The sequence below is a fragment of the Thauera sp. 2A1 genome, assembly GCF_009469595.2.
GTDB lineage: Bacteria > Pseudomonadota > Gammaproteobacteria > Burkholderiales > Rhodocyclaceae > Thauera.
This window is the reverse complement of sequence record NZ_SSXV01000003.1, coordinates 186,861-202,413: the sequence shown is the minus strand read 5'-3', so window position 1 is coordinate 202,413 and position 15,553 is coordinate 186,861. Positions and strand designations below refer to the sequence as shown.

Genomic DNA, 15,553 nt, shown 5'->3' with positions numbered 1-15,553 from the left:
GAACGGGAGAACTCGATGTCATACATGAAGCGTCGCCGCTTGTGTTGCCTTGCCGGCGCGGCAGCACTGCTGATGCTGGCCGGTTGCGTCACCATCAACATCTATTTCCCTGCTGCCGCCGCCGAGAAGGCAGCGGACAGGATCATCGACGAGGTGTGGCAGTTGCAGGAAGGCAGGCAGACGACTCGCCCGTCCGCACCACCTCCGGCGGGTCAGGATTCGAACGCGGGAGGAGCGAAGCCATGAACATGAAGAGATGGGCCGGCATCCTGTGGCTGGCGCTCGCAGGTCTGCTTCCGCTCGGCGCGGGGGCGCAGGGTAATCTGGACATCGATTCTCCGGCGATCGCCGCGTTGCGGACCTCGATGCAGCAGCGCCACGCACAGCTTGCGCCGCTCTATGCCGCGGGCGCCGTCGGACTGGCAGCGGACGGTACGGTTGCGCTGCGGGATGTGTCCGGCGTGCCGCTGGCCCAGCGCGGGCAGGTGAACGTCCTGGTGGCAGCGGAAAATTCCGACCGCGTTGCGCTGTACCGCGAGATCGCACGCGCCAACGGCCACCCCGAGTGGGAGGCCGACGTGCGCAGGACATTCGCGCAGCGATGGGTCCAGCGCGCCCAGTCTGGCTGGTGGGTGCAGGCGGACGGGAACTGGGTGAGGAAGTGATGCCGGTTCTGGTCTTCGACATCGAGACGATCCCTGACATCACGGGCATCCGTGCGCTGAACGACCTGCCCGCCGAGCTTTCGGATGCAGAAGCGGCGGAGTTCGCCTTCCAGCAGCGGCGTGTGAGCCACGGCAGCGACTTCCTGCCGCATCACCTGCAGCGCGTGGTGACGATCTCATGCGCGTTGCGCGACGCCAGCCATTTTCGCGTGTTCTCGTTGTCGGAGCCGGATTGCGGCGAGGGCCAGATCATCCAGCGCTTTTTCGATGGCATCGAGCGCTTTACGCCGCAGATCGTGTCGTGGAACGGCGGCGGCTTCGACCTGCCGGTGCTGCACTATCGCGGCATGCTGCACGGCGTGGCCGCGCCGCGTTACTGGGATCAGGGCGAAGGCGACTACAACGATTCGCGCGACTTCAAGTGGAACAACTACATCAGCCGTTACCACGCCCGGCACCTGGACTTGATGGATCTGCTGGCCCTGTACCAGCCGCGCGCCAATGCGCCGCTTGATGATCTGGCCAGGCTGATGGGTTATCCGGGCAAGCTCGGCATGGACGGCTCCGCGGTGTGGCAGGCCTGGCAGGCGGGTCGCATCGCGGAGATCCGGGATTATTGCGAAACCGACGTGGTGAACACCTACCTCGTCTATCTGCGCTTCCAGCGCATGCGCGGCCATCTCGACGCGGCGGCGTGGGCGCAGGAGGTGCAGGTTGTGCGTGACACGCTGGCGCGCATCGATGCGCCGCACTGGAAGCAGTTCCTGTCGGCGTGGCCGGCGGAGTGATTCATCGACACTCTTCAAAGGAGAGCACCATGTCCATCATCGGCACCATCATCATCGGTCTCATCGTCGGCCTCGTCGCCCGTCTTCTGCATCCGGGCAAGGACGGCCTCGGGCTGATCATGACTTCGCTGCTCGGCATCGCCGGCGCCATGCTCGCCACTTTCGGCGGCCAGGCGATCGGCGTCTATCAGGCGGGGCAGCCGGCCGGCTTCGTCGGCGCGGTGATCGGCGCGATCATCATCCTTGTCGTGGTGTCGCGCCTGAAAAGGTAGTCGGGCGCGTTCCCCGTTGTCGCGACATCGTAAAAAGTCTTTGACAAGATTTCATCGATGTCTATAATGGGGGGCTTCAGCAGGCGCGTAGCTCAGTTGGTTAGAGCACCACCTTGACATGGTGGGGGTCGTTGGTTCGAATCCAATCGCGCCTACCAAACATCTGGGGTTGATCTTCATGTTCCGAACTCGTTTCACGGCCGGAAACTGAACAGGTCGGCTCCGCTTGTCTGCTAGAGAAAAAAGCGCGCCTCGACCGCGCTTTTTTTTCGTCCACGGCCGCCGGTGATCGAGCCGGATGTCTGGAAGCCAAAGCACCAAAGCACTATCACGCTCCGAGGCCACGAAATCATGCCCAACATCACACTTCCCGATGGCTCCGTCCGCAGTTTCGATCATCCGGTGACGGTGTTCGAGGTGGCCTCCTCGATCGGGGCGGGTCTGGCGAAGGCGGCGCTTGCCGGTCGCGTCGGGGGCAGGCTCGTCGACCTGTCGCATTGCATCGACGCCGACGCCGAGCTTGCGATCATCACCGACAAGAACGCCGAGGGCCTCGACATCATCCGGCACTCGACTGCCCACCTGCTGGCGCATGCGGTCAAGGAGCTGTTCCCGGATGCTCAGGTGACGATCGGGCCGGTGATCGATAACGGCTTCTACTACGATTTCTCGTACAAGCGCCCGTTTACGCCCGAGGATCTCGAGGCGATCGAAAAGCGCATGGCGGAGATCGTCAGGCGCGAAATTCCCGTCCAGCGTGAAGTGTGGCCGCGTGACAAGGCGGTGGCGTTCTTCAAGGGTATCGGCGAGCACTACAAGGCCGAGATCATCGCGTCGATTCCAGCCGAGGAAGACGTGTCTCTGTACCGGCAGGGCGATTTCATCGACCTGTGCCGCGGCCCGCACGTGCCGTCGACCGGCAAGCTGAAAGTGTTCAAGCTCACCAAGCTCGCTGGTGCGTACTGGCGCGGTGACTCGAAGAACGAGATGCTGCAGCGCGTCTATGGCACCGCCTGGGCGAAGAAGGACGAGCTCGACGACTACCTCCACATGCTGGAGGAAGCCGAGAAGCGCGACCACCGCAAGCTCGGTCGTGCCCTCGATTTGTTCCACATCCAGGAAGAGGCGCCGGGCATGGTGTTCTGGCACGCCAAGGGCTGGACGCTGTGGCAACAGGTCGAGCAGTACCTGCGCCGCACGATTGCCGAGCACGGCTACCAGGAAGTGAAGACGCCGCAGATCGTCGATCGTTCGCTGTGGGAGAAGTCCGGCCACTGGGGCATGTACTCCGACCTCATGTTCACCACGCAGTCGGAGAAGCGCGACTACGCGGTCAAGCCGATGAACTGCCCTTGTCACATCCAGATCTTCAATCAGGGCCTCAAGAGCTATCGCGACCTTCCGCTGCGCATGGCCGAGTTCGGCTCGTGCCATCGCAATGAGCCCTCGGGCTCGCTGCACGGCATCATGCGCGTCCGCAACTTCGTCCAGGACGATGCGCACATCTTCTGTGCGGAGAGCCAGGTGCAGGCGGAATCCGCCGCCTTCATCGAGTTGCTGCAGAAGGTCTACGCGGATTTCGGTTTCACCGACATCCTGGTGAAGCTGTCTACGCGGCCCGAAAAGCGGGTGGGTTCGGACGAGCAGTGGGATGCCGCCGAGGCGGCGCTGGCTGCCGCGCTCGATGCGCAGGGCCTGGCCTACGAGCTGCAGCCGGGTGAGGGGGCCTTCTATGGGCCGAAGATCGAGTTCTCGCTGAAGGACTGTCTCCAGCGCGTTTGGCAGTGCGGCACGCTGCAGCTTGATTTCAATCTGCCGGTGCGCCTGGGCGCGGAGTATGTGGCCGAAGACAACACCAAGAAGTTTCCGGTCATGCTGCATCGCGCCATCGTGGGCTCGATGGAGCGCTTCATCGGCATCCTGATCGAGCATCACGCCGGTGCGATGCCCTTGTGGCTTTCACCTGTGCAGGCGGTGGTGATGAACATCACCGAAGCGCAGGCCGGATATGCGACCGAGGTGGTCGCCGCCTTGAAGAAGGCGGGCTTCCGCGTCGAGGCCGATTTGCGCAACGAGAAGATTAACTATAAAATTCGCGAACATAGCGTGCAAAAGCTGCCATACCAGATCGTCATCGGCGACAAGGAAAGGGCGGCGGGCCTTGTTGCCGTGCGCGCCCGAGGCGGCCAGGACCTTGGCCAAATGTCCCTCGATTCGCTGATCGAACGCTGGCGTCGCGAACTAGAAGCGAAAGCCGGCACGGTCTGATTTTTGGTTTTCGTGGAGAGTTGAACCATCGCTCAAGAAAAAAAGCAGCGCGTAAACGGGGAGATCAACGCGCCTGAGATCCGCCTGGTCGGCGAAGAAGGCGAACAGCTCGGCATCGTTTCCGTGCATACCGCCCTCAACATGGCTGAAGAAGCCGGGCTGGATCTTGTCGAAATCGCGCCGATGGCCAAGCCGCCGGTGTGCAAGCTGATGGACTTCGGCAAGTTCAAGTATCAGGAACAGAAGAAGGCCCACGAAGCCCGATTGAAGCAGAAACAGGTGCAGGTAAAGGAGGTCAAGCTCCGCCCCGGTACCGACGAGAACGACTACCAGATCAAGCTGCGCAACTTGAAGCGCTTCCTCGAGGAAGGCGACAAGTGCAAGGTGACCTTGCGCTTCCGCGGCCGCGAGATGGCGCACCAGGAATTCGGTCTGCGTCAGCTCGAGCGCGTCAAGGCCGACCTGGAGGAGCTGGGTCAGGTCGAGCAGATGCCCAAGATGGAAGGGCGCCAGATGATCATGGTCATCGCGCCCAAGAAGAACCGCTGAGCGGTTTGCAGGATCTGTCCCGGTAACGGGACAGGACCGGCGCCCCGGGAAGCCGGGGCGGCGGAAAACAAGTGGTGTCAGGTCTGAAAACGTGCCGGCTGGTTTCGGCGCTACCTGACGGCATCCAAAAACACGGAGTCTTAGCAATGCCCAAGATGAAGACCAAGAGCGGAGCGAAGAAGCGCTTCAAGGTCCGCTCCAGCGGCGGGATCAAGCGGTCCCAGGCGTTCAAGCGCCACATCCTTACCAAGAAGACCACCAAGAGCAAGCGCCAGCTTCGCGGCATGACGGAAGTCCACGCCGCAGACGAGAAGCTGATTCGCGCCATGCTGCCTTACGCTTGATAGGAGACCGCAATGCCTCGCGTTAAACGTGGTGTAACCGCCCGCGCCCGTCACAAGAAAGTCCTCTCCCAGGCCAAGGGCTACCGCGGCCGTCGCAAGAACGTCTATCGCATCGCCAAGCAGGCGGTGATGAAGGCTGGCCAGTACGCCTACCGCGACCGCCGTCAGCGCAAGCGCCAGTTCCGCGCCCTGTGGATCGCGCGTATCAACGCGGCCGCCCGCGAACTGGGTCTGACCTACAGCACCTTCATGAACGGCCTGAAGAAGGCTGCGATCGAAATCGACCGCAAGGTCCTGGCCGACCTGGCCGTGTTCGACAAGCCCGCTTTTGCGGCGATTGCCGAACAAGCCAAGGCCAAACTCGCTGCCTAAGCCGACTCTATCCGGCACAAGCAGCCCGAAAAAAGGAGGCCTGGCCTCCTTTTTTTTTAGTGTCTCCGCATCAGAGCAATTCCGGACGGCAGGACAATGGAAACACTGGATCAACTGGTTCAACAGGCGGCGGCGGACTTCGCCGCCGCGGTGGACGGCGCCGCGCTCGAGCAGGCCAAGGCGCGTTACCTCGGCAAGAGCGGTTCGCTCACCGAACGGCTGAAGGCGCTGGGCAAGCTCGCGCCCGATGAGCGACGTGAAGCGGGAGCGGCGATCAATCGCGCCAAGGATGCCATCGAGCAGGCGCTCGATGCCTGCCGCCAAGCCCTGCGCGAAGCCGCGCTGCTGGCGCAACTCGCTGCCGAGGCGCTCGACGTGACCCTTCCTGGGCGCGGTGGCGCGCCCGGCGGCCTGCATCCGGTCAGCCGCACGCTGGAGCGTGTCGAGGCGTTGTTCGGTTCGATCGGTTTCATCGTCGCCGACGGTCCGGAGATCGAGACCGACTGGCACAACTTCACCGCGCTCAACACGCCGGAAAACCATCCGGCGCGCTCGATGCACGACACCTTCTATCTCGAAGGCCACGACGATGTGCTGTTGCGCACGCACACCAGCCCGGTGCAGATCCGCGCGATGCAGGAGCACGTCGCGCGCCACGCCGAGCGCGAGCACATGCCCGAGCTGCGCCTGATCGCGCCTGGTCGCGTGTATCGCGTCGACTCGGACGCCACGCACTCGCCGATGTTCCATCAGGTCGAGGGCCTGTGGGTGGGCGAAAACGTCAGCTTCGCAGACCTGAAAGGCGTCATCGCCGATTTCCTGCGCAAGTTCTTCGAGACGGAAGACCTGCAGGTGCGCTTCCGGCCGTCCTTCTTCCCCTTTACCGAGCCCAGCGCCGAAATCGATGTCGCCTTCATGAGCGGCGCACTCGAGGGCCGCTGGCTCGAGATCGCCGGCTGCGGCATGGTGCATCCGAACGTGCTGCGCTTCGGCGGCTTCGACCCCGAGCGCTACACCGGTTTCGCCTTCGGCATGGGGCCGGACCGCCTGACCATGCTGCGCTACGGCGTCAATGACCTGCGCCTGTTCTTCGAGGGCGACCTGCGCTTCCTCAGCCAGTTTCGCTGACCGCGCCCGCCCCGGCATCCGCATCAAGGCAAGCCCATCCAGGTATACGAATCATGCAATTCTCCGAACAGTGGCTGCGGACTTTCGTCGACCCGCAGCTCGACAGTGCCGCACTCGGCCATCTGCTGACGATGGCCGGTCTCGAGGTGGAAGAAGCCGACCCGGCTGCGCCCGCGTTTACGGGCGTGGTGGTCGCGCAGATCGTCGAGGCTGACAAGCATCCCAATGCCGACAAGCTCAAGCTGTGCAAGGTCGACGCCGGCACCGGCGAGCTGCTGCAGATCGTCTGCGGTGCGCCGAATGCGGCGGCCGGAATGAAGGTGCCGTGCGCTCGCGTGGGCGCGCGCCTGCCGGGTGACTTCGCGATCAAGGAAGCCAAGCTGCGCGGCGTCGAATCCTTCGGCATGCTGTGCTCGGCACGCGAGCTGGGCCTGTCGGACGACCACGGCGGCTTGTATGCGCTGCCCGCCGACGCGCCGGTCGGCACCGACATCCGCGACTATCTCGGTCTTGACGATACCCTGTTCACGATCAAGCTCACGCCCAACCGGGCCGACTGCCTGAGCCTGACCGGCGTGGCGCGCGAGCTGGCGGCAATCACCGGCCGGCCGCTGCATCTCCCCGCGGTCGCCCCGGTTGTGCCCAGCATCGATGCGCGCCGCGCCATCGTCCTGGATGCTGAGGATGCCTGCCCGCGCTATTGCGGGCGCATCCTGAGCGGTGTGGACGCCAGGGCACTGACGCCGGACTGGATGGTGCGTCGCCTGGTGCGCAGCGGCATCCGCAGCATCAGCGCGCTGGTCGACGTCACGAACTACGTGATGCTGGAACTCGGCCAGCCGCTTCACGCCTTCGACAACACGAAGCTTGCCGGTGCGATCCACGTGCGCTATCCGGCGGCCGGAGAGCAGGTCGTCCTGCTCAACAAGCAGACGGTGACGCCGGCTGCCGACACGCTGCTCATCGCCGACGAGAACCGTGCGCTGGCGCTGGCCGGCATCATGGGTGGCGAGGACAGCGGCATCACGCTCGCGACGACCGAAGTGTTCCTCGAGAGCGCCTTCTTCGCGCCGGCGGCGATCGCGGGGCGAGCCCGCGCCTACGGTTTCACGTCCGATGCGTCGCACCGCTTCGAGCGTGGCGTGGATTTCGAACTCGCGCGCACTGCGCTCGAGCGGGCCACGCAGCTCATCCTCGACATCTGTGGCGGCGAGGCCGGGCCGGTGGAGGAGGCGGTCGCTCGCGATCACCTGCCGGCACGTCCTGCGGTGCGCCTGCGTCCGGCGCGCGCACGCCGGCTGCTCGGCATCCATCTCGACGATGCCGGGATCCAGGCGCTGCTCGAGCGTGTGCATCTGCACGTCGTGCGCGAGGGCGAGGACTTTCTCGTCACGCCGCCGTCGTTCCGCTTCGACATCGAGATCGAGGAGGATCTGATCGAGGAACTTGCGCGCCTGCACGGCTACGACAACATCCCGGCGGTGGCACCGCAGGGATCGCTGATGATGCTGCCCAGCGCCGAGAACCGCCGTCCGGTATGGGATGTGCGCCATCTGCTGGCTGCACGTGGCTATCAGGAGGTGGTGAACTTCGCCTTCGTCGAGGAAGCGTGGGAGCGCGACTTCTGCGCCAACGAAGCGCCGATCCGCCTTGCAAACCCGATCGCCAGCCAGTTGAGCGTGATGCGCTCGAGCCTGATTCCCGGCCTCGCCGCGAACCTCGTGACCAACCGCAAGCGCCAGATCGATCGTGTGCGCGTGTTCGAGATCGGCCGTTGCTTCGAGCGCAAGGCCGACGGTGTGCCGGTGGCGGGCTTTCACCAGTCGCTGATGGTGGCCGGCCTTGCGGCTGGATCGGCGCAGCCGGAGCAATGGGGCGAGCGCTCGCGCCAGGTGGATTTCTACGATGTGAAGGGCGACCTCGAGGCGCTGTTTGCGCCGCGCACGCTGAGCTTCGAGCGCTTGTCACATCCGGCACTGCACCCGGGCCGCGCCGCCACCGTGCGGCTCGACGGCCGCAACATCGGCATCATCGGCGAACTGCATCCGGTGTGGGTGCAGCGCTATGACATGGGCAGTGCGCCTGTGGTGTTCGAGCTCGAACTGGAGGCAGCGCTCGGCGCCGTGGTACCGGCCTACGCCGAGATTTCCCGCATGCCGGCGGTGACTCGCGACCTCGCACTGGTCGTCGCGCTGGACGTCAGCGTGGCGCGCGCCCTCGAGGTGCTGCGCGAGGCCGCGCCAGCCGTCGTGCGGGAGATTGTGCTGTTCGACGTCTACCATGGCAAGGGCATCGATCCGGACAGGAAGAGCCTTGCCTTCAGGGTGTTGATGCAAGATACTCAGCGCACTCTCGAAGACGCCGAGGTCGATGCTGCGGTTTCGGCGCTCGTCCGTCAGGCCGAATCCGTGCTCGGAGCACGCCTGCGTGGATCGGGAGATTGACGTGACCCTGACGAAGGCAGAACTGGCCGACCTGCTGTTCGAGCAGGTCGGATTGAACAAGCGCGAAGCGAAGGACATGGTGGAGGGGTTCTTCGAGGAGATCCGCACCGCCCTCGAGCGCGGGGACAGCGTCAAGCTGTCCGGCTTCGGCAACTTCCAGTTGCGCGACAAGCCGCAACGCCCTGGGCGCAATCCGAAGACGGGCGAGGAGATCCCCATCACCGCGCGCCGTGTCGTCACCTTCCATGCCAGTCAGAAGCTGAAGGCCGCAGTGGAGCAACTCAGCGATGCAAGCAAGCAGCCCTGAAGTCAGTTCGGCACAGTTGCCGCCGATTCCCGCCAAGCGCTACTTCACGATCGGCGAGGTGTCGGAATTGTGCGGCGTCAAACCACATGTGCTGCGCTACTGGGAGCAGGAATTCACCCAGCTCAAGCCGGTGAAGCGGCGGGGCAATCGCCGCTATTACCAGCACCATGAGGTGCTCCTGATTCGGCGCATCCGGCAGTTGCTGTACGAGGAGGGGTTCACGATCTCCGGTGCGCGCAACAGGCTGGGCGAGGCTGCGATCCAGCGTCAGGAAGAGCTTACCGAGGTGGAACGCTGCAAGGCACTGCTGGCGGAACTTCGGATCGATGTGGCCGACGCGCTTGCGGAGCTGAGAGCATGAAGCGATCGCGCTGAAAGCACTGGATATTCGTGAATAGCCTGCTATAATGCGGCTTCTGTGTCGGGGCGTAGCGCAGCCTGGTAGCGCACTTGCATGGGGTGCAAGGGGTCGCGAGTTCGAATCCCGCCGCCCCGACCAATCGAATCAAGCAAAAAGCCGATCAATCTGATCGGCTTTTTGCTTTCCGGCCTTCCATTCTTGTACGCGCGCGCCTGGTCGGCCGGAATCTGTCACGGCCTGTGGGTGCAGGTTGGCCGCTGCGGACTGCGGCGTGACCCGCATGTGCAGATTTGGGGCGTGACCGTGGTCACGCACGCGAGCGTTCGGCTGCCTCCAGGAAGTCCTGCATGATCGGGCTGCCGTCCAGCAGGTCGCCGTCCCGAGCCTGGAACTCGGGATGCCATTGGCAGCCGAACAGGTAGGTGGACCCCTGCCAGCGGATCGCCTCGATCACGCCGTCGCCCGCCGAGCGCGCCTCCACCTGCAGGTCGGCGCCGAGCTCGCGCACCGCCTGATGGTGGATGCTGTTGACGCGTCCGCCCGCACGTTCGGGATAGAGGCTCGCCAGCCGGCTGCCCGGTTCGAACTCGACGGTGTGGTAGTGGCGGTCGTAGAGGTCGTCGCTGCGGTGTGCGATCGCGCCCGGCACGCATTCGGTGATGTCCTGCCAAAGCGTGCCACCGCAGGCCACGTTGATGAGCTGAGCACCGCGGCAGACGCCCAGCACCGGCTTGCCCTGGATGACGAACTCCCACAACAGTTCGATTTCGTAAAGGTCGCGCACGCGATCTCCCGTCCATTCCGGCCTCAGCGCCGTGTCGCGGTAAGTCGAGGGGCTGACATCGGCGCCGCCCTGCAGCACCAGGCCGTCAAGGCTGCTGACATAGTCGCGCACCGAGATCTGCGCGCGCCGCAGCCCCAAGTGCTCGCCGATGGTCGGCACCATCAGCGCGAGCGCACCGTGGGACATGATCCAGTGCGCCATCGACTGCTCCAGGTACTGCAGCGTCTTGCCCGGAAAGCCGAGTTCGGCCGGCGGGCTGTGCATCAGGCGGGCCGACAGGCCGATGCGCAGCGGCAGCCGGCTCACATCGCGCCTCCTTGCGTCCAGCGCGCGCATTGGCCCATCACCAACTCGGCGAGCGGCGCGCCGTTTTCATGCTGCGCACGCAGCCAGCGGGCATCGTTGCGACCCGCGAGAACGTCGGCCCTCAACCCGGCGAGCACGGCGTCGGTGCCAAGTTCGATGGCGTGCTGCTCGATGCGCGCAATGCTGGACGTGATCGCTTCGGCGATCGGGATGTGCTCGTGGGTCTCCGGGTGCACATAGACGCCGTCGTAGCCGAAGCGGCAGGCCTGGAAACGGTTGAAGGTGTACACGAGGTAGTCGTCCTCGGCGAGCCGATACGGCCGCTCGATCATCAGGTAGCGCGCCAGGGTCTGGATGTAGGCGGCCACCGCGGCAGCCCTTCGTACCGTCAGCGGGGTGTCCATGACGCGGATCTCGATCGTCCCGTACTCGGGCTTGGGGCGGATGTCCCAGTAGAAATCCTTCATGCTGCTCACCACGCCGGTGCTCGCCATCTTATCGAAGTAGCGCTCGAAATCGCTCCAGTTACCGATGAAGGGCGCCCGACCGGACAGTGGAAAGGCCAGCACCGAGTTGAGTCGCGCGGATTCGAATCCTGTGTCCTCGCCCTGGACGAAGGGCGAGGACGCGGACAGGGCGATCAGATGCGGGATGTAGCGGGAAAGCCCGTGCAGCAGGTAGAGCGCGGTATCCGGGCTCGGGCAGCCGACATGCACGTGCTGGCCGAAAACGGTGAACTGCTTGGCGAGATAGCCATAGAGGTCGGACAGATAGTGAAAGCGAGGGCCATCGAAAATGCGTCTCTCGCCCCATTTCTGGAATGCATGCGTGCCGCCGCCGCAGATCCCGATGTTGAGCCGGCGCGCAGCAGCCGCGAGGGTGTCGCGCAGCGCCTCCAGTTGCGCGACGACCGTCTCGTATTGGTCGCAGACACCGGTCGATAGCTCGATCATGGAGCAGGTCATCTCGGGCTTGACGTCGCCCTGCAGGTCCGCGTGCGACAGGGCACGCAGCAAATCCTCTGCCACCGGAGCGAGGTCGTAGTCGTGCGTGCTCACCAGTTGCAGTTCAAGCTCCACGCCGATGGACAGCGCGCGCGACGGCGCGAAGGATTCGAGGCTCATCATCTGTCTCCCGCGCGGCTTTCACGGCTGCGCAACAACGCCCAGCGAGTGGCGATGGCCCCGAGTGCGCCCAGCACGGCCGTCATCGCGAGTACGACGGATTGCAGGCGCTCGCCGAACTCCGGAAAGACTTGGTGTACATCCTCGGTCTGGACCAATGCCAGCACGGAAAGCGGCATCAGCGCCACGCCGAGGGCGAGGCTCTTGGATCGGTCCAGCCCGCTGCGGGCGCCGAAGGCCAGCGCACCGGCCAGCTTGCCGAAGGCGCGGGCGGCGATCGCCACCAAGGCAAGGCCTGCGCCCAGCGCAAGGTGGTTCAGGTCGGCCGCCGCGCCGGCGAGGATGAAGGCGACGATCACCAGCGTGCTCCCCACGCTGCCGAATTGCGCAGGCCACTGGTGCGGCCGGGGATCGAACCATTTCACAAGGGCGCCACCGATCAACGGCGCGAGCGCAAGCGGCAGCCGCAGTGCGTGCAGCATCGCCACGACCACCAGCATCAGGGCAATGGTCGCTGCCGGCCCCTGCTCGGATGCGGGGCCGACGATCTTGCGCAACCCGGCATACGCCGCCGCGATCAGCGCTCCGCCCACGACGGAGCCGGCCAGCAGATAGAGCGGATGCAGCAGCGCGATGATGCCGCCACCATGCACGCCGTGCAGCCCGCCCATCACGAGCTTGAGCAACACGACCGAGGCCGCTGCGTTGAGGGCGCACAGGGCCAGCAATCGATCGGTCACCTGTCCGCTGGCATGCTGCTCTGCCACCACCCGCATCACCACCACCGGAGAAGTGCCCACCGCAATCGCCGCGATGGCCAGGGCGAGCAGGGTGTCGCCGTCGATCGCCTGCAGTGCGGCGAAGGTCAGCACGAAGCTGAGGGCGATTTCCGCGAGGCTGGTTGCAAGCAGCCAGGGGTTGGCGCTGAACCAGCGCACGTCGAGGCGCATGCCGAGTTCGAACAGCAGCAGCGCCAGGCACAGGTCGAGCACGCTGCGATAGCTCGCCAGTTCCGACGCATCGAACCAGCCGAGCAGCAACGGTCCGAGCAGCAGCCCGGCGGCTGCGTAGCCGCTCACGCTGGGGAGCCTGGCGCGCCGGCAGGCTTCGCCGGCGAGGGCGGTCAGGATCAACGCAAGCCCGACCTGAAGAAGGGCGCTGAAGCGCGGTGGCCATTCCGGCCAGACGAGCAAATCCATCGGAAGCGTTCCAGGGAGAGAGACGACGGGATCGAGATCGTTAGGCGCCCGCCTTGCGCGGAACGGCCGGTGCGGCGGGTGGTGTCGTGCTCGGAGTATTCGTGCAAATATAGTAGATCCAAATCACTGCTGGCAACGTCCATTGCAGGCGATCGCCTCGGCGATGACGCGTCCGGCCGCAGCCGCGCGCTCCTGCGGAGGGGCAGCAGCGTCTCGCGCTGCGCGTGCCCTCCGGATGGTTTGAGGGATTTTGTCTGCAGCCGTGCGCCGGACTGTTCTTCTCCCTGTGCTAGAATTTTCGCCTCTCATCGAGCGGATCAGCATATCCGCCGTGTTCGTCAATGCTCTGCATGGACTCGAAATGCGCATTCTGGTCAGTAACGACGACGGTTATTTCGCCCCCGGGATTGCCGCACTCGCGGAAGCCCTGAGCACGCTCGGCGAAGTGACGGTCGTTGCGCCGGAGCGCGATCGAAGTGGTGCGAGCAATTCGCTGACGCTGGACCGGCCGCTGTCGCTGCGGCGCGCCGCGAACGGGTTCCATTTCGTTAATGGCACGCCGACCGATTGCGTCCACCTGGCGGTCACCGGCATGCTCGAACATCTCCCCGACATGGTCGTGTCGGGCGTCAACCATGGCGCCAACATGGGCGACGACACCGTGTATTCCGGTACCGTGGCAGCGGCCACGGAGGGGTTTCTGCTCGGCGTGCCGTCGATCGCCGTGTCACTTGTCAGCAAATCGGCATCGGATTTTTCGGCAGCGGCAAGAGTCGCGCGCGATCTTGCCGAACGCTTCATGCGCGCCCCGTTCCGCCAGCCAGTGCTGCTCAACGTCAATGTGCCCGATCTTCCCTACGACAGCCTGGGGGAGATCCGGGTCACGCGCCTGGGCAGGCGCCACAAGGCGGAACCGGTGGTGCGCAGCGTGACACCGCGCAACGAGACGGTGTATTGGGTCGGCGCAGCAGGGGGGGCGGCCGACGCCGGCGAGGGAACGGACTTCCACGCGGTGGCGAACGGCTTCGTGTCGGTCACGCCCCTGCAACTGGATCTGACTCACAATGGCCTGATCGGGCCGGTCAACGACTGGTTGAAGCTGTGACGATGCGCAGTGCGGACGCCGGACAGGCAGCGCGTGCGCGCGCGCGCATGGTCGAGCGCCTGCGCATCCAGGGCATCCGCGACGAGCGCGTGCTGGCCGCGATGCAGGGGGTGCCGCGTCACCAGTTCGTCGAGGAAGGGCTCGCGTACAGCGCTTACGACGACACGCCATTGCCGATCGGATTCCAGCAGACGATCTCGCAGCCATTCATCGTTGCGCGAATGATTGAATTGCTGCGCATCGGGCGCGAGCTGGGCAAGACGCTCGAGGTTGGAGCCGGTTGCGGCTACCAGGCCGCGGTCCTGTCGCAACTGGCCACCGAGGTGTACGCGGTGGAGCGCATCCGGCCCTTGCTCGATCGGGCGCGCGCCAACCTGCGACCGCTGCGGCTGCCCAACGTACGGCTGAAACTTGCCGACGGTAGCCTGGGATTGGCGGAGGCGGCACCGTTCGACAGCATCATCGTCGCCGCGGCGGCGATCGGCCTGCCGCAGGCGTTGAAGGAACAACTCGCGCCGGGCGGTCGTCTGATCGTCCCGGTAGGCTCTGCGGAGCAGCGCCTGCTGCTTGTCGAGCGACAAGGAAACATATTCAGGGAAAGCTGGCACGAGGCGGTTCGATTCGTGCCGCTCCTTGCTGGTACGGAATGAAACACTTCAATCGATTCATGAAGCGAAAGCAGACGACGACCGCCCTGCTGGTCGCGGTCCTCATGTTGTCCGGCTGCGCGTCGCGCATCACCGCGCCTGTGCGCGACGGCGGGCCAGCACCTTCTGCGACGGCGCCGCAGGCGGCCGGCGTGCACGTCGTACGTCCGGGCGACACGTTGATCGGCATTGCCCGGCAGTATGGGCAGACGATTCCCAACCTCGTCACCTGGAATGGCCTGACTGACCCGAACCAGATCCATGTCGGACAAAGCCTGCGCGTGGCGCCTCCCGGTGCGGGCGAGGGGAGCAGCGAGGTCGCCACGGCGATCCCGGTTGCGCCCTCCGCTGTGGTGGTAGCGCCGGTCACGCCGGTTGGCGGCGAAGGTGCGGCGGTACCGATCAAGCAGGCGCCGGTCGGCGGGCGCCAGCCCTATTCCGACGATGCGTGGGCGAAGCTCAACGCCGGGGCGGTGCCGCAACCTTCCCCGCCTGCGGCGCCTGCCGTGGGGCCTGCGCAGGGTAATGGTGACTGGCTCTGGCCGGCAAAGGGCAAGCCGATCGCGGGTTTCAACGAAAGCACGAACAAGGGTGTGGACATCTCCGGTAACCCTGGCGATCCGGTTTACGCCTCGGCGGCGGGCAAGGTCGTCTATGCCGGTAGTGGCCTTCGCGGCTACGGCAAGCTGGTTGTGATCAAGCATAACCAGGAGTACAACTCGGTTTATGCTCACAACCAGAAGTTGCTCGTGAAGGAAGATGACGTTGTCGCCAAGGGGCAGCAGATTGCCGAACTTGGAAACACAGAAGCCGATCGCCCCAAGCTGCATTTCGAGATCCGCAAACAGGGCAAGGCGGTCGATCCAATGAAGTATCTGCCGGCGCGCTGA

General features: G+C 64.9%; 18 protein-coding genes and 2 tRNA genes. 17 read left to right on the top strand and 3 right to left on the bottom strand.

Features of this window, described 5'->3' with window-relative positions; translation table 11 throughout:
- Positions 1-24: 24 nt before the first annotated feature.
- The 14 genes from GH664_RS04605 to GH664_RS04540 all read left to right on the top strand — a co-directional run bounded on the left by GH664_RS04605 (position 25) and on the right by GH664_RS04540 (position 9,636).
- Complete coding sequence (locus GH664_RS04605) at positions 25-246, top strand: hypothetical protein (RefSeq protein ID WP_153167010.1); 222 nt, start codon at positions 25-27, stop codon at positions 244-246.
- Positions 243-665, top strand: a complete 423-nt coding sequence (locus GH664_RS04600; RefSeq protein WP_228111381.1) for a YdbL family protein — start codon at positions 243-245, stop codon at positions 663-665. The genes GH664_RS04605 and GH664_RS04600 overlap by 4 nt, the downstream gene beginning before the upstream one ends.
- Positions 665-1,453 (top strand): 3'-5' exonuclease, encoded by a 789-nt coding sequence (locus GH664_RS04595; protein WP_194270326.1) that lies wholly within the window; start codon positions 665-667, stop codon positions 1,451-1,453. Before GH664_RS04600 ends, GH664_RS04595 begins: the two co-directional genes overlap by 1 nt.
- Before the next feature lie 29 nt (positions 1,454-1,482).
- The gene (locus tag GH664_RS04590; RefSeq protein ID WP_153166940.1) at positions 1,483-1,725 is read left to right on the top strand and encodes a GlsB/YeaQ/YmgE family stress response membrane protein; all 243 of its coding nucleotides are present in this window, start codon (positions 1,483-1,485) and stop codon (positions 1,723-1,725) included.
- Between the two features lie 81 nt (positions 1,726-1,806).
- Positions 1,807-1,883: transfer RNA gene (locus GH664_RS04585), tRNA-Val, on the top strand.
- Positions 1,884-2,076: 193 nt separating this feature from the next.
- Positions 2,077-3,993 (top strand): threonine--tRNA ligase, encoded by a 1,917-nt coding sequence (gene thrS / locus GH664_RS04580; RefSeq protein ID WP_153166939.1) that lies wholly within the window; start codon positions 2,077-2,079, stop codon positions 3,991-3,993.
- A 27-nt stretch (positions 3,994-4,020) separates the two neighbouring features.
- Positions 4,021-4,542 (top strand): translation initiation factor IF-3, encoded by a 522-nt coding sequence (gene infC / locus GH664_RS04575; protein ID WP_153166938.1) that lies wholly within the window; start codon positions 4,021-4,023, stop codon positions 4,540-4,542.
- A 146-nt stretch (positions 4,543-4,688) separates the two neighbouring features.
- Positions 4,689-4,886: a 50S ribosomal protein L35 gene (gene rpmI / locus GH664_RS04570; protein ID WP_096446058.1), complete on the top strand. Its 198-nt coding sequence runs from the start codon at positions 4,689-4,691 to the stop codon at positions 4,884-4,886.
- Positions 4,887-4,898: 12 nt separating this feature from the next.
- Positions 4,899-5,258, top strand: a complete 360-nt coding sequence (gene rplT, locus GH664_RS04565) for a 50S ribosomal protein L20 (RefSeq protein ID WP_153166937.1) — start codon at positions 4,899-4,901, stop codon at positions 5,256-5,258.
- 96 nt (positions 5,259-5,354) lie between these two features.
- Positions 5,355-6,386 carry a phenylalanine--tRNA ligase subunit alpha gene (gene pheS, locus GH664_RS04560; protein WP_153166936.1) on the top strand — a complete coding sequence of 344 codons (1,032 nt, stop codon included), beginning with the start codon at positions 5,355-5,357 and terminating at the stop codon, positions 6,384-6,386.
- A 53-nt stretch (positions 6,387-6,439) separates the two neighbouring features.
- Entirely contained in the window at positions 6,440-8,830 is a 2,391-nt protein-coding gene (pheT, locus tag GH664_RS04555; protein WP_153166935.1) for a phenylalanine--tRNA ligase subunit beta, read from the top strand.
- On the top strand, positions 8,826-9,137 hold the full coding sequence (locus GH664_RS04550) for an integration host factor subunit alpha (protein WP_153167007.1): 312 nt from the start codon (positions 8,826-8,828) through the stop codon (positions 9,135-9,137). Before pheT ends, GH664_RS04550 begins: the two co-directional genes overlap by 5 nt.
- Positions 9,118-9,498 carry a MerR family transcriptional regulator gene (locus GH664_RS04545; protein ID WP_153166934.1) on the top strand — a complete coding sequence of 127 codons (381 nt, stop codon included), beginning with the start codon at positions 9,118-9,120 and terminating at the stop codon, positions 9,496-9,498. Before GH664_RS04550 ends, GH664_RS04545 begins: the two co-directional genes overlap by 20 nt.
- A 61-nt stretch (positions 9,499-9,559) precedes the next feature.
- Positions 9,560-9,636: transfer RNA gene (locus GH664_RS04540), tRNA-Pro, on the top strand.
- Between the two features lie 169 nt (positions 9,637-9,805).
- On the opposite strand, the gene GH664_RS04535 is transcribed toward GH664_RS04540, so the two are convergent.
- From GH664_RS04535 to GH664_RS04525, 3 genes are read right to left on the bottom strand one after another with little or no spacing between them, the layout of a single operon-like run.
- A complete protein-coding gene (locus GH664_RS04535) occupies positions 9,806-10,588 on the bottom strand; it encodes a gamma-glutamyl-gamma-aminobutyrate hydrolase family protein (RefSeq protein WP_153166933.1) in 783 nt (260 codons plus the stop codon).
- Positions 10,585-11,712, bottom strand: a complete 1,128-nt coding sequence (locus tag GH664_RS04530; protein WP_153166932.1) for a YbdK family carboxylate-amine ligase — start codon at positions 11,710-11,712, stop codon at positions 10,585-10,587. Before GH664_RS04530 ends, GH664_RS04535 begins: the two co-directional genes overlap by 4 nt.
- Entirely contained in the window at positions 11,712-12,911 is a 1,200-nt protein-coding gene (locus GH664_RS04525; RefSeq protein WP_153166931.1) for a cation:proton antiporter, read from the bottom strand. The genes GH664_RS04530 and GH664_RS04525 overlap by 1 nt, the downstream gene beginning before the upstream one ends.
- A 361-nt stretch (positions 12,912-13,272) precedes the next feature.
- Here GH664_RS04525 and surE point away from each other — a divergent pair, with 361 nt between their 5' ends.
- The 3 genes from surE to GH664_RS04510 are packed head-to-tail and all read left to right on the top strand — an operon-like array spanning position 13,273 to position 15,553.
- The gene (gene surE, locus GH664_RS04520; RefSeq protein ID WP_153167006.1) at positions 13,273-14,016 is read left to right on the top strand and encodes a 5'/3'-nucleotidase SurE; all 744 of its coding nucleotides are present in this window, start codon (positions 13,273-13,275) and stop codon (positions 14,014-14,016) included.
- Positions 14,017-14,018: 2 nt separating this feature from the next.
- A complete protein-coding gene (locus GH664_RS04515; protein ID WP_153166930.1) occupies positions 14,019-14,666 on the top strand; it encodes a protein-L-isoaspartate(D-aspartate) O-methyltransferase in 648 nt (215 codons plus the stop codon).
- Complete coding sequence (locus tag GH664_RS04510; RefSeq protein WP_228111380.1) at positions 14,663-15,553, top strand: peptidoglycan DD-metalloendopeptidase family protein; 891 nt, start codon at positions 14,663-14,665, stop codon at positions 15,551-15,553. The genes GH664_RS04515 and GH664_RS04510 overlap by 4 nt, the downstream gene beginning before the upstream one ends.

Bases quoted from the DNA above. Each gene is read 5' to 3' on its own strand.
- GH664_RS04605 (WP_153167010.1), top strand. From the start codon at position 25: ATGAAGCGTCGCCGCTTGTGTTGCCTTGCCGGCGCGGCAGCACTGCTG.
- GH664_RS04600 (WP_228111381.1), top strand. From the start codon at position 243: ATGAACATGAAGAGATGGGCCGGCATCCTGTGGCTGGCGCTCGCAGGT.
- GH664_RS04595 (WP_194270326.1), top strand. From the start codon at position 665: ATGCCGGTTCTGGTCTTCGACATCGAGACGATCCCTGACATCACGGGC.
- GH664_RS04590 (WP_153166940.1), top strand. From the start codon at position 1,483: ATGTCCATCATCGGCACCATCATCATCGGTCTCATCGTCGGCCTCGTC.
- thrS (WP_153166939.1), top strand. From the start codon at position 2,077: ATGCCCAACATCACACTTCCCGATGGCTCCGTCCGCAGTTTCGATCAT.
- rpmI (WP_096446058.1), top strand. From the start codon at position 4,689: ATGCCCAAGATGAAGACCAAGAGCGGAGCGAAGAAGCGCTTCAAGGTC.
- rplT (WP_153166937.1), top strand. From the start codon at position 4,899: ATGCCTCGCGTTAAACGTGGTGTAACCGCCCGCGCCCGTCACAAGAAA.
- pheS (WP_153166936.1), top strand. From the start codon at position 5,355: ATGGAAACACTGGATCAACTGGTTCAACAGGCGGCGGCGGACTTCGCC.
- pheT (WP_153166935.1), top strand. From the start codon at position 6,440: ATGCAATTCTCCGAACAGTGGCTGCGGACTTTCGTCGACCCGCAGCTC.
- GH664_RS04545 (WP_153166934.1), top strand. From the start codon at position 9,118: ATGCAAGCAAGCAGCCCTGAAGTCAGTTCGGCACAGTTGCCGCCGATT.
- GH664_RS04530 (WP_153166932.1), bottom strand. From the start codon at position 11,712: ATGAGCCTCGAATCCTTCGCGCCGTCGCGCGCGCTGTCCATCGGCGTG.
- GH664_RS04525 (WP_153166931.1), bottom strand. From the start codon at position 12,911: ATGGATTTGCTCGTCTGGCCGGAATGGCCACCGCGCTTCAGCGCCCTT.
- surE (WP_153167006.1), top strand. From the start codon at position 13,273: ATGCGCATTCTGGTCAGTAACGACGACGGTTATTTCGCCCCCGGGATT.
- GH664_RS04515 (WP_153166930.1), top strand. From the start codon at position 14,019: ATGCGCAGTGCGGACGCCGGACAGGCAGCGCGTGCGCGCGCGCGCATG.
- GH664_RS04510 (WP_228111380.1), top strand. From the start codon at position 14,663: ATGAAACACTTCAATCGATTCATGAAGCGAAAGCAGACGACGACCGCC.